At 65.3% G+C, this 12,752-nt stretch carries 11 protein-coding genes; 9 read left to right on the top strand and 2 right to left on the bottom strand.

Features of this window, described 5'->3' with window-relative positions; all coding sequences use genetic code 11:
- The first annotated feature begins 22 nt into the window (after positions 1 to 22).
- Positions 23 to 1,759 carry a proline--tRNA ligase gene (locus tag CFB35_RS02540; RefSeq protein WP_059580899.1) on the top strand — a complete coding sequence of 579 codons (1,737 nt, stop codon included), beginning with the start codon at positions 23 to 25 and terminating at the stop codon, positions 1,757 to 1,759.
- Positions 1,760 to 1,779: 20 nt separating this feature from the next.
- Positions 1,780 to 2,382: a MarC family protein gene (locus CFB35_RS02545; RefSeq protein ID WP_059638023.1), complete on the top strand. Its 603-nt coding sequence runs from the start codon at positions 1,780 to 1,782 to the stop codon at positions 2,380 to 2,382.
- Between the two features lie 92 nt (positions 2,383 to 2,474).
- On the opposite strand, the gene CFB35_RS02550 is transcribed toward CFB35_RS02545, so the two are convergent.
- Entirely contained in the window at positions 2,475 to 3,026 is a 552-nt protein-coding gene (locus CFB35_RS02550; RefSeq protein WP_059580903.1) for a hypoxanthine-guanine phosphoribosyltransferase, read from the bottom strand.
- A 94-nt stretch (positions 3,027 to 3,120) separates the two neighbouring features.
- Entirely contained in the window at positions 3,121 to 4,488 is a 1,368-nt protein-coding gene (gene ffh / locus CFB35_RS02555; RefSeq protein WP_059580906.1) for a signal recognition particle protein, read from the bottom strand.
- Between the two features lie 89 nt (positions 4,489 to 4,577).
- Between ffh and CFB35_RS02560 the strand changes: the two genes are divergently transcribed.
- The 7 genes from CFB35_RS02560 (at position 4,578) to CFB35_RS02600 (ending at position 12,524) form a co-directional block, all read left to right on the top strand.
- A complete protein-coding gene (locus CFB35_RS02560) occupies positions 4,578 to 5,471 on the top strand; it encodes an inner membrane protein YpjD (RefSeq protein ID WP_059580909.1) in 894 nt (297 codons plus the stop codon).
- A gap of 13 nt (positions 5,472 to 5,484) precedes the next feature.
- Complete coding sequence (locus CFB35_RS02565; RefSeq protein WP_089464522.1) at positions 5,485 to 5,787, top strand: PP0621 family protein; 303 nt, start codon at positions 5,485 to 5,487, stop codon at positions 5,785 to 5,787.
- Positions 5,784 to 6,374 carry a 1,6-anhydro-N-acetylmuramyl-L-alanine amidase AmpD gene (ampD, locus tag CFB35_RS02570; RefSeq protein WP_059580913.1) on the top strand — a complete coding sequence of 197 codons (591 nt, stop codon included), beginning with the start codon at positions 5,784 to 5,786 and terminating at the stop codon, positions 6,372 to 6,374. The genes CFB35_RS02565 and ampD overlap by 4 nt, the downstream gene beginning before the upstream one ends.
- A gap of 452 nt (positions 6,375 to 6,826) precedes the next feature.
- On the top strand, positions 6,827 to 9,862 hold the full coding sequence (locus CFB35_RS02580; protein WP_089464523.1) for a ribonucleoside-diphosphate reductase subunit alpha: 3,036 nt from the start codon (positions 6,827 to 6,829) through the stop codon (positions 9,860 to 9,862).
- A gap of 365 nt (positions 9,863 to 10,227) precedes the next feature.
- Positions 10,228 to 11,439, top strand: a complete 1,212-nt coding sequence (locus CFB35_RS02590) for a ribonucleotide-diphosphate reductase subunit beta (RefSeq protein ID WP_089464525.1) — start codon at positions 10,228 to 10,230, stop codon at positions 11,437 to 11,439.
- 82 nt (positions 11,440 to 11,521) lie between these two features.
- Entirely contained in the window at positions 11,522 to 11,848 is a 327-nt protein-coding gene (locus tag CFB35_RS02595; RefSeq protein WP_081059043.1) for a hypothetical protein, read from the top strand.
- 28 nt (positions 11,849 to 11,876) lie between these two features.
- Positions 11,877 to 12,524, top strand: coding sequence for a histone H1-like DNA-binding protein (locus CFB35_RS02600; RefSeq protein ID WP_081059044.1), 648 nt, complete (start codon positions 11,877 to 11,879; stop codon positions 12,522 to 12,524).
- Positions 12,525 to 12,752 lie beyond the last annotated feature (228 nt).

Raw genomic sequence — 12,752 nt, forward strand, 5'->3', positions numbered from 1 at the left:
CGCCGTTTTTGGAACCGTCCGCATGAAAGCTTCCCGTTTCTTTATCGGCACCCTGAAAGAGGCACCCGCCGACGCAGAGATCGTCAGCCACAAGCTGATGGTCCGCGCCGGCATGATCCGTCGCGTCGCCGGCGGCATCTACAACTATCTGCCGGTCGGCCTGCGTTCGATTCGCAAGGTCGAGGCGATCGTGCGCGAGGAAATGAACCGGGCGGGCGCCATCGAGCTGCTGATGCCGGCCGTGCAGCCGGCCGAGCTGTGGCAGGAATCGGGCCGCTGGGAACAGTACGGCCCCGAGTTGCTGCGCTTCAAGGACCGCAAGGACAACGATTTCGTGATCGGGCCGACGCACGAGGAAGTCGTCACCGACATCGCGCGCAACCAGATCAAGAGCTACCGGCAGATGCCGGTGAACTTCTACCAGATCCAGACGAAGTTCCGCGACGAGATCCGTCCGCGCTTCGGCGTGATGCGCGGCCGCGAATTCATCATGAAGGACGCGTATTCGTTCGACAAGGATGCGGCGGGCCTGAACGAGTCGTACCGCAAGATGTACGACGCGTACGTGCGCATCTTCACGCGCCTCGGCCTCGAGTTCCGCGCGGTGGCGGCCGACAGCGGCTCGATCGGCGGCAACTTCTCGCACGAATTTCACGTGATCGCCGACACCGGCGAGGACGCGATCGCGTACTGCCCGACGTCCGAATTCGCGGCGAACGTCGAGGCGGCCGAAGCGCTGCCGCTGATTGCCGAGCGCGCGGCGCCGGCCGAAACGATGGAAAAGGTCGCGACGCCCGGCAAGGCGAAGTGCGAGGCCGTCGCCGAACTGCTGTCGATCCCGCTCGAGCGCACGATCAAGTCGATCGTGCTCGCGACCGACAATGAAGGCGCCGAGCCGACCATCTGGCTCGTGATGCTGCGCGGCGATCACGATCTGAACGAGATCAAGGTGTCGAAGCTGCCGGGCCTGAAGAACCACCGCTTCGCGACCGAGCAGGAAATCGTCGAGTGGTTCGGCACGCCGCCGGGCTACCTCGGCCCGGTCGGCACGAAGAAGCCGGTGAAGGTAATTGCCGACCGCACGGTCGCGAACATGAGCGACTTCGTCGTCGGCGCGAACGAGGTCGACTATCACATCGCGGGCGTGAACTGGGGCCGCGACCTGCCGGAGCCGGAAGTCGCCGACGTGCGCAACGTGAAGAAGGGCGATCCGTCGCCGGACGGCAAGGGCGTGATCGACATCTGCCGCGGCATCGAAGTCGGCCACGTGTTCCAGCTCGGCACCAAGTACTCGGAAGCGATGGGCGCGACGTTCCTCGACGAGTCGGGCAAGCCGCAGCCGATGCTGATGGGCTGCTACGGCGTCGGTATCACGCGTATCCTGGGTGCGGCGATCGAGCAGAACTTCGACGACCGCGGCATCATCTGGCCCGAGTCGATCGCGCCGTTCGAGGTCGTGCTGTGCCCGATGGGCTACGACCGCAGCGACATGGTGCGCGAGACGGCCGACAAGCTGTACGCGGAACTCGTCGCCGCCGGCATCGACGTGATCCTCGACGATCGCGGCGAGCGCCCGGGCGTGATGTTCGCCGACTGGGAACTGATCGGCGTGCCGCATCGTCTCGTGATCGGCGAGCGCGGCCTGAAGGAAGGCAAGGTCGAATACCAGGGCCGCCGCGACGCCGAAGCGACGCTGCTGCCGGCCGACGCGGCCGCGGCGACGGTCGCCGAGAAGATCCGCGCCGCGCTCGCGCACTGAGCGCGGCGACCGGGGACACGATGGAATACACGTTCCTGTCCGCCACCGTGCTCCTCGTGCTGATCACGGACCCGCTCGGCAACATCCCGCTGTTCATTTCGGCGATGCGGGATGTGCCGCGCGAGCGGCGCGTGAAGCTGATCCTGCGCGAAGTGGGGATCGCGTTCGTGATCCTGCTGTTCTTCATGCTGGTCGGCGATCGCTTTCTGCGGATGATGAGCCTCACCGACCTGTCGCTGCGGCTCGGCGGCGGGATCGTGCTGTTCCTGATCGCGCTGCGGATGATTTTCCCGCATCCGGACGGCGCGCTGGGCAGCGATCCGCGCGCGGGCGGCGAGCCGTTCATCGTGCCGCTCGCGATTCCGGCGCTGGCGGGGCCGTCCGCGCTCGCGACGGTGATGCTGATGACGTCGCAGGCGCCCGGCAAGATGCTCGAGTGGGTCGGCGCGCTGACGGTCACGATGCTCGTCTGCGCGATCACGCTGGTGCTGGCCGAACGGATCCAGCAGTGGCTCGGCGAGCGGACGGTCGCGGCGTTCGAGCGGCTGATGGGGCTCGTGCTCGTCGCGATCTCGGTCGAGATGCTGCTGGCCGGCATTCGCGCGTTCGTGCACCAGTTATAAGCAGGCGGCGCGGAAACAAAAAAGCGGCGCCCCGGGCAACCGGCGCGCCGCTTTCTATTTGTATGGCGGGTATATGGCGGACAGCGCGGCGATCAGACGTTCGCGGTCAGCGCGCGGATCGTCGGCAGGTTGCGCCAGTAGCCCTTCGCGTCCATCCCGCAGCCGAACACGTAGCGGTCCGGCACCGAGAAGCCGCAGAAGTCGGGGTGCAGCGGTTTCGCCTTCGTGAGCGTCTTCTCGCACAGCACGGCGGACATGAAGCGCTTCGCGCCCATGTCGAGGATGCGGTCGCGGATCGCGGCCATCGTCTCGCCTTCGTCGAGGATGTCGTCGAGTACGAGCACGATGCGGTCCTTCACCGATTCGCGCGGTGCGACACGCCAGTGCATCTCCGGGCTGCCCTGCGTCGTGTTGCGGTAGCGGGTCAGGTGGATGTAGTCGAATTCGAGCGGGAAATCGAGATGCGGCAGCAGCATCCCGGTAAACACCGCAGCGCCGCCCATCACCGAGAGAACGAGCGGGAACGCGTCGCCGATCTCGGCGCGGATCGCGTCGGCCATCTTCGAGATCGACGCGTTGACGGCGTCGGCCGAGACGATCTCTTCGGAGTGGTCGAAAATGTGGAGGGCTTCTTCGCGGTTCATGTGTTCTGGCGGGCAGTCGGTATACAAATAAGGATGAAGCAGAACGGCCGGCGCGCGCTACGGCAAAAACCCGCGCGCCGGCCGACGGGCGAAATCAGCGCATGCCGGGCATCATGCCCTTCAGCCCGCGCATCATCTTCTGCATGTTGCCGCCCTTCAGCTTCTTCATCATCGTACGCATCTGGTCGTACTGGTTCAGCATCCGGTTGACTTCCTGCACCGGCACGCCCGCGCCGGCTGCAATGCGGCGCTTGCGCGTCGCCTTGATGATTTCGGGTTTCGCGCGCTCGGCGGGCGTCATCGAGCTGATGATGCCTTCCATCCGGCGGATCGACTTCTCGGCCTGGCCCATGTCGGCGCCGGCCGCCGCCTGCTGGAACTGCGCGGGCAGTTTGTCCATCAGCGACGACAGGCCGCCCATGTTCTTCATCTGCGAGATCTGCGCGCGGAAATCGTTCAGGTCGAAGTCGCCGCCTTTCTTGACCTTGTCGGCGAGCTTCTGCGCGGCCTGGACGTCGACGCCGCGCTGCGCCTCCTCGACGAGCGCGAGGATGTCGCCCATGCCGAGGATCCGGTTCGCCATCCGGTCGGGGTGGAACACCTCGAGGCCGTCGAGCTTCTCGGCGACGCCGACGAACTTGATCGGCTTGCCCGTGATGTGCCGCACCGACAACGCGGCGCCGCCGCGCGAGTCGCCGTCGAGCTTGGTGAGTACGACGCCAGTGAGCGGCAGCGTGTCGTTGAACGCCTTCGCGGTGTTGACCGCGTCCTGGCCGAGCATCGCGTCGACGACGAACAGCGTTTCGGCCGGCTTCAGCACGCCGTGCAGCGCGGCGATTTCCTGCATCATCGCCTCGTCGATGCCGAGGCGGCCGGCCGTGTCGACGATCAGCACATCATGGTAGTGGCGCTTCGCCCAGTCGACGGCCGCGAGCGCGATGTCGACGGGCTTCTGGTCCGGCGTGGACGGGAAGAAATCGGCGCCGACCTGTTCGCTCACCGTTTTCAGCTGCATGATCGCGGCCGGGCGATACACGTCGCACGACACGGTCAGCACCTTCTTCTTGTACTTCTCGCGCAGCAGCTTCGCGAGCTTGCCGGCGGTCGTGGTCTTGCCCGCGCCCTGCAGGCCGGCCATCAGGATCACCGCGGGCGGCGTGACCGCGAGGTTCAGCTCGGCGGCCTTGCCTTCGTAATCGCCGCCGATCACGGCGGTGAGTTCCTTCTGGACCACGCCGACGAGCGCCTGGCCCGGCGACAGGCTGCTGATCACCTCTTCGCCGAGCGCCTTTTCCTTGACCTTGGCGATGAATTCGCGGACGACCGGCAGCGACACGTCGGCTTCCAGCAGCGCGAGACGCACCTCGCGGAGCATCTCCTGCGTATTCGCCTCGGTGAGCCGGGCCTCGCCGCGCAGCGTCTTGACGACGCGCGCCATCCGTTGAGTGAGATTGTCGAGCATGGGGAGCGATGGACAGTGGGGCCCGAAGGCGCGGCGGAACCGAACAAAGGGAGCCGTCGCGGGGAGGGGGCCTAGTGTAAACTTCGAACATGGATATTGTACTGTATGCTCTCACCGCATTCCTGTACGGCGGCCTCGCCGTCGCAGGCTGGCGTGCGCACCGCCAGGGTGCGACGCCGCTCGTCGCGAGCGTGCCGGCCGTGCCGGTCCCGGCGTCCGCCGCGTCCGGGATGAGCGGGGCCGGCCGCGCGCTGCTGTTCGCCGCGCTGGTCGCGCACGGCGTGCTGCTGCACATGACGATCTTTCCGAACGACGCGATGGTGTTCGGCTTCGCGTTCGCGCTGTCCGCGATGTTCTGGCTCGGCGCCGGCATCTACTGGATCGAGAGCTTCTTCTTCCCGCTCGACAGCCTGCGCCTGCTGGTGCTGCCGCTCGCGTGCGGCGCGTCGCTGCTGCCGCTGATATTCGGCGGCGTGCGGGTGCTGCCCTATGCCGCGGCGCCGCTGTTCAAGCTGCATTTCCTGATCGCGAACATCGCGTACGGCCTCTTCGCGATCGCCGCGCTGCACGCGATCCTGATGCTGATGGTCGAGCGGCGCCTGCAGTCGCTCAGGAGCGGCGGGCGCGACGGCTCGACAGGCTGGATCGCGAGCTGGCTCGAAACGCTGCCGCCGCTGCTCACGCTCGAGAAGCTGCTGTTCCGCCTGATCGGCGCCGGCTTCGTGCTGCTGACGCTGACGCTCGCGTCGGGCATCCTGTTCAGCGAGCAGGTCGACGCGCGCGCGTTGCGGCTCGATCACAAGACGGTGTTCGCGATCCTGTCGTGGCTGATGTTCGGCGGCCTGCTGGTCGCCCGCAAGACGTCGGGCTGGCGTGGCCGCGGGGCCGCGCGCTGGGTGCTCGTGTCGTTCGCCGCGCTGCTGCTCGCGTATGTCGGCAGCCGGTTCGTTTTCGAGGTGCTGCTGCACCGCTCCGTGGTTTGACCGCAGGTTTCCGATGCGACAGATTCTTCTCCTGATTCTTCTCTTCTTCGCGGGTTCGTGGCTCGCGCGCAAGCTGCGCCACGCGCAGGAACAGGCGCAGGCGCGCGGCGGTCGCGGCGCCGGTAACGGCGGTGCGCCCGGCGCCGGTGCCGCGCGCCCGAACGGCGGCTCGCTGCCCGAACCGATGGTGCGCTGCGCCGAGTGCGGCGTGCATGCGCCGAAGGGCGATGCCATCGCCGCGAGCGGCGAATACTTCTGCAGCGCCGAGCATGCGCAGCGCCACGCCGCGCGCGTGAACGGCCGCGACGCCCGATGAGCGACGCGCCGGTGTTGTCGGTCGACGCGAACGGCTGGGTGCGCGAAGCGCGCCATGCGCCGTCGCCGAACTTCGAGGCGCGGCCCGCGGGTGCGGTGCCGACGCTCGTGGTCGTCCACAACATCAGCCTGCCGCCCGGCGAATTCGGCGGCGACGCGATCGAGGCGCTGTTCCTGAATCGTCTCGACTGCGATGCGCACCCCTATTACCAGAGCCACCTGCGCGGCGTGCGCGTGTCCGCCCATTTCCTGATCCGTCGCGGCGGCGAACTCGTGCAGTTCGTGTCGTGCGACGAGCGCGCATGGCATGCGGGCTCGTCCGAGTTCTTCGGCCGCACGCGCTGCAACGACTTCTCGATCGGCATCGAGCTCGAGGGGGCCGACGACGTGCCGTTCGACGATGCGCAATACGCGGTGCTCGCCGCGCTCTCTCGCGCGCTCGCCGCGCGCTACCCGGTCGATGCGTTCGCCGGGCATTCGGACGTCGCGCCGGGCCGCAAGACCGACCCGGGCCCGCATTTCGATTGGCAACGCTTCGCGAGCGATGCCGGTTTTTCCGCCGAATACTTTCCTTTCCGTCAGCACTGATCGCGGGGTTTTTTGATCGGAGAAAGTTTTTTCTCCGACCAATGCCTTGCCGTGTCTGCGCGTGAGCGATGTCAAGACCTCTATCGCAAATTATCCGTTTGGACGTCCTCCGAATGTCCACTATACTTGGTGCCAGTTGAGCGGTTCTGTACTAGATATAGTGTGTGTCGCAGGGGAAAACCCGAGCGGCACCGGCCGGCGGGCAACGTCGGCGGACAGGGTTCTCAAGGCGGCGCGTCAGGCCGGGCGGTCCGGGCGTCGCGACCAGCGCAGCGAACATCGACGGGGCAGGGTACACATGACGAAGCACACGACCGGCCGGGTTGTCGCGCATCGACCGAACCGGCTTCCCCGGCGCATCGCTCGCCTCTTACCGCTCGCGCACCGCATTGCGCAGCGTTCGTTTTAATCCGCGGTTCTCTCCGCACCATCCAACACCAGGAGCTTTGCACATGCAAACCACCGACAACGCGACGTCCCAGTACGAGAGCGCCTCGAGCCGTCCGCTCGGCGGGACCGAACAGGGCGCGAAGGCGCTCGCGCCGCAGGCCACGTTCGCCGACTACAAGGTGATCCGCCGCAACGGCAGCGTGGTGTCGTTCGAACCCTCGAAGATCGCGATCGCGGTGACCAAGGCTTTCCTGGCCGTCAATGGCGGGCAGGGCGCGGCATCGGCGCGCGTACGCGAGCAGGTCGAGCAACTGACGCACAACGTCGTTCGCGCGCTCGTGCGCAGCCGCCCGAACGGCGGTACGTTCCATATCGAAGACATCCAGGATCAGGTCGAACTCGCGCTGATGCGCGGCGGCGAGCACAACGTCGCGCGTGCGTACGTGCTGTACCGCGAGAAGCGTCACCTCGAGCGCCAGCATGCGGGCGAGGAAGCGGCGGCAGCGGGCGGCGAGTCGACCACCGGCATCAACGTCGTCGACAACGGCGTCACGCGCCCGCTCGACCTGAACGCGCTGCGCGCGCTGATCGTGTCGGCGTGCGACGGCCTCGGCGCTGCGGTTAACCCTGACCCGATCGTCGCGGAGACGGTGAAGAACCTGTACGACGGCGTGCCGATGAGCCAGGTCTACGACTCGGCGATCCTCGCGGCGCGCACGATGATCGAAAAGGATCCGGCATACAGCCAGGTCACGGCCCGCATCCTGCTGCACACGATCCGTCGCGAGATCCTCGGCGAGGAAGTCGTGCAGGCCGAGATGTCGACCCGCTACGCCGAATACTTCCCGCAGTTCCTGAAGCGCGGCGTGGACGCCGGCCTGCTCGACGACAAGCTGCTGCAGTTCGACCTGAAGCGCCTCGGCGAAGCGCTCGACGCGAACCGCGACCTGCAGTTCGGCTACCTCGGCCTGCAGACGCTGTACGACCGCTACTTCCTGCACGTCGAAGGCACCCGCATCGAAATGCCGCAGGCATTCTTCATGCGCGTCGCGATGGGCCTGTCGCTGAACGAGATCGACCGCGAAACGCGCGCGATCGAGTTCTACAACGTGCTGTCGAGCTTCGACTTCATGAGCTCGACGCCGACGCTGTTCAACTCGGGCACGCACCGCTCGCAGCTGTCGTCGTGCTACCTGACGACGGTCGCGGACGATCTCGACGGCATCTATGAGGCGCTGAAGGAAAACGCGCTGCTGTCGAAGTTCGCCGGCGGCCTCGGCAACGACTGGACGCGCGTGCGCGCACTCGGCTCGCATATCAAGGGCACGAACGGCAAGTCGCAAGGCGTGGTCCCGTTCCTGAAGGTCGTGAACGACACGGCCGTCGCGGTGAACCAGGGCGGCAAGCGCAAGGGCGCGGTCTGCGCGTACCTCGAATCGTGGCACCTCGACATCGAGGAGTTCCTGGAGCTGCGCAAGAACACCGGTGACGACCGTCGCCGCACGCACGACATGAACACGGCGAACTGGATTCCCGACCTGTTCATGAAGCGCGTGATGGAAGGCGCCGACTGGACGCTGTTCTCGCCGTCGACCTGCCCGGACCTGCACGACAAGTTCGGCGCGGAATTCGAGGCGGCTTACACGGCTTACGAAGACAAGGTCGCGCGCGGCGAGATCAAGCTGTTCAAGAAGATCCCGGCGCAGCAGCTCTGGCGCAAGATGCTCGGCATGCTGTTCGAGACGGGCCACCCGTGGATCACGTTCAAGGATCCGTGCAACGTGCGCTCGCCGCAGCAGCACGTCGGCGTCGTCCACTCGTCGAACCTGTGCACGGAAATCACGCTGAACACGAGCGACACCGAAATCGCGGTGTGCAACCTCGGCTCGGTGAACCTCGTCGCCCACCTGGTGAAGCAGGCCGACGGCAGCTACGCGCTCGACCACGACAAGCTCAAGCGCACGATCAGCGTCGCGATGCGCATGCTCGACAACGTGATCGACATCAACTACTACGCGGTGCCGAAGGCGCGTAACTCGAACCTGAAGCACCGCCCGGTCGGCATGGGCATCATGGGCTTCCAGGACTGCCTGCACCTGCTGCGCACGCCGTACGCGTCGCAAGCGGCGGTCGAGTTCGCCGACCGTTCGATGGAAGCCGTCTGCTACTACGCGTACTACGCGTCGACCGAGCTGGCCGAGGAGCGCGGCCGCTACTCGAGCTACCGCGGCTCGCTGTGGGATCGCGGCATCCTCCCGCAGGACACGCTGAAGCTGCTGACGGAAGCGCGCGGCGGCTACGTCGAGGTCGACACGTCGGAATCGCTCGACTGGACGACGCTGCGTGCGCGAATCGCCACGCACGGCATGCGCAACTCGAACTGCGTCGCGATCGCGCCGACGGCGACGATCTCGAACATCATCGGCGTGTCGGCCTGTATCGAGCCGACCTTCCAGAACCTGTACGTGAAGTCGAACCTGTCGGGCGAATTCACGGTGGTGAACGAATATCTCGTCCGCGACCTGAAGGAGCGCGGCCTGTGGGACGAAGTGATGGTCGCCGACCTGAAGTACTTCGACGGCATGCTGTCGCGCATCGACCGCATCCCGGCCGACCTGCGCGCGATCTACGCGACCGCGTTCGAGGTCGACCCGACGTGGCTGGTCGAAGCGGCATCGCGTCGCCAGAAGTGGATCGACCAGGCGCAGTCGCTGAACATCTACATGGGCGGCGCGTCGGGCAAGAAGCTCGACGAGGTGTACAAGCTCGCATGGCTGCGCGGCCTGAAGACGACCTACTACCTCCGCACGATGGCGGCGACGCACGTCGAGAAGTCGACGGTCGCGCACGGCGCGCTGAACGCGGTGCCGACGGGCGGTGCGGGCAGCGGCGGTGCAGGCAGCGGCGGTGCAGGCAGCGGCGGTGCAGGCAGCGGCGGCGCGCAAGGCGCGGCGGGCGGCTTCGGTGCGGCAGGCGGCGCTGCATCGTCGGGTGCGGTCAACGCGGCGCCGGCACTCGCGCCGGTCGAAGCAGACGGTCCGGTGTGCACGATGCGTCCGGGCGACCCCGGCTTCGACGAGTGCGAAGCGTGCCAGTAACGCAGTGCGCCTGACCTGAGAAGCAGGCCTGGGCGGCGCGCACGACGACCGATCGAGGTTGAAGTGTGCGCCGCTCTCAACTAAAAAAATGATAAGGAATCTGTAACGCGACACCTGCGTTGCAGGCAGTGACAAGCGATCGAAACAGCCCCGACGACGTCGCGTTTCGATCAGCGTTCGACGCGTCGAGCGCACCTCGCGATACAAGCGCGACTCACATCGCGCGCTGCATGAATGACGATGCGTTGCTCAAAGTGTTGTATCGAGGTCGCAACGCGAATCGAAAAAAGGATTTTTCGTGAGCGAACCCTTTTATCGCTCAGGAAAAGATGGTACAAACCGTTCTAAATTGATGGTGAGAATTTATGCTCAACTGGGATGACGAGAAGACTGCCGTAACCCCCGCGAGCGGAGCGCAGCAAAACGCGATGCGCACCTCCGCCGGGATGGCTGTCGGAATGCAGGCTGCAACGCCTGCCGCCCATCAGGTCCGTGATATTTTCGAAGGCGATCTTGCGGTGCCGCCGCAAGCATCGGCTGTTCCCGCCAGCGGTACGGAAGCGCGGGTCAATGTCGCCGACAAGCGCATCATCAACGGCCAGACTGACGTCAATCAGCTGGTGCCGTTCAAGTACAAGTGGGCGTGGGAAAAGTATCTGGCCGGTTGCGCGAACCACTGGATGCCGCAGGAAATCAACATGTCCCGCGACATCGCACTGTGGAAGGACCCGAACGGTCTGACCGAGGACGAGCGCCGCATCGTGAAGCGCAACCTCGGCTTCTTCGTGACGGCCGATTCGCTCGCGGCGAACAACATCGTGCTCGGCACGTACCGCCACATCACGGCGCCCGAGTGCCGGCAGTTCCTGCTGCGCCAGGCATTCGAGGAAGCGATCCACACGCACGCGTACCAATACATCGTCGAATCGCTCGGCCTCGACGAAGGCGAGATCTTCAACGCGTACCACGAGGTCACGTCGATCCGCGCGAAGGACGAATTCCTGATCCCGTTCATTCATACGCTGACGGACCCGGCCTTCAAGACCGGCACGCTCGAAGCGGATCAGAAGCTGCTGAAGTCGCTGATCGTGTTCGCCTGCATCATGGAAGGCCTGTTCTTCTATGTCGGGTTTACGCAGATCCTCGCACTCGGCCGCCAGAACAAGATGACGGGTGCTGCGGAGCAATATCAGTACATCCTGCGCGACGAGTCGATGCACTGCAACTTCGGCATCGACCTGATCAACCAGATCAAGCTCGAGAACCCGCATCTCTGGACCGCGGAATTCCGCGCCGAGATCCGCGAGCTGTTCAAGCAGGCTGTCGAACTCGAATACCGCTACGCCGAGGACACGATGCCGCGCGGCGTGCTGGGTTTGAACGCGTCGATGTTCAAGAGCTATCTGCGCTTCATCAGCAACCGCCGTTGCCAGCAGATCGGCCTCGACCCGCTGTTCCCGAACGAGGAAAACCCGTTCCCGTGGATGAGCGAGATGATCGACCTGAAGAAGGAACGCAACTTCTTCGAGACGCGTGTGATCGAGTATCAGACGGGGGGCGCGCTGTCCTGGGAATAACCCGCAGCAGCGAACCCGTTACATGATGGAGCAGCCGGTGGCCTCTCGGCCCCGGCCCAAGGTTTAGGAGCAAGAACGCCTGATGCAAAGCATGCCCGGTGCCTTAGCGGCCCAACGATACGACAGGCACTTTGCGAACCCTTCAGTGGGATGGGCAAACTTCCCTCCGGAAAAAGCGGACGGCCGTGTGGCGGTCCGCTTGATCAAGCGATTAGGGGTAGCGGCGCGAGGTGCGCCGGCTACCGACTTGATTTGGCGCGCGAGGCCGGGTGGTCACGCGCGCCATACCGTATTCATTAGCGTAAGCGCGCGGTATCTGCGTACGCCGATGAATAGCCCGCTTCGAAGCGCACGTCCTGAACAGCGTCCGCGGGAAGCGGGTTTTGACGAAGGGTGTAGTTTGAACTGACTCTCATCTGAACCTGAAGGAGAACAACATGGCTACTGCCAAGAAGAAACCGGCTGCTAAGAAGGTTGCTGCAAAGAAGACCGTTGCGAAGAAGGCTGCTGCTCCGGCGAAGAAGGCCGCGGTGAAGAAGGTTGCCGCGAAGAAGGTCGCGGTGAAGAAGGTTGCCGCGAAGAAGGCAGCACCGGCGAAGAAGGCTGCTGCGAAGAAGGTCGCAGCGAAGAAGGTCGCAACGAAGAAGGTTGCAGCCAAGAAGGTCGCAGCGAAGAAGGTCGCGGTGAAGAAGGTTGCTGCAAAGAAGGCAGCACCGGCTAAGAAGGCCGCCGCGAAGAAGGTTGCAGCCAAGAAAGTCGCAGTGAAGAAGGTTGCTGCGAAGAAGGCCGCACCGGCGAAGAAGGCTGCTGCGAAGAAGGCTGCGCCGGCGAAGAAGGCTGCTGCGAAGAAGGCCGCGCCGGCGAAGAAGGCTGCCGCGAAGAAGGCTGCGCCCGCCAAGAAGGCTGCCCCTGCGAAGACGGCTGCCGCACCGGCGAAGAAGGCTGCTGCCCCGAAGAAGGCCGTCGTGAAGAAGGCTGCGCCGGCAACGACCGCGTCGACCGCATCGGTTGCGCCGGCATCGGGCGTGAAGACCGCGCTCAACCCGGCAGCCGCATGGCCGTTCCCGACCGGCAGCCGTCCGTAATCGCGGCTGAGCAGCATCACCCGGACACTCATGTGTCCGTGGGTTGAGTAGCGCTACTCAATCAGTCCCGCCATCTGGCTCAGCTCAGGTGGCGGGATTTTTTTCGTCCGTATTCGTCCGTATGGGTCATCGATCGGCGGGCCGACGCGAGCGCGGACGAAAACGGGCGGACGAAAAAAAACGCATGCGCGGCTTCGCACATGCGTTCGACCGCGGCTTGCGCCGCGT

This window comes from Burkholderia sp. AU16482, from assembly GCF_002223285.1.
Classification (GTDB): domain Bacteria; phylum Pseudomonadota; class Gammaproteobacteria; order Burkholderiales; family Burkholderiaceae; genus Burkholderia; species Burkholderia semiarida.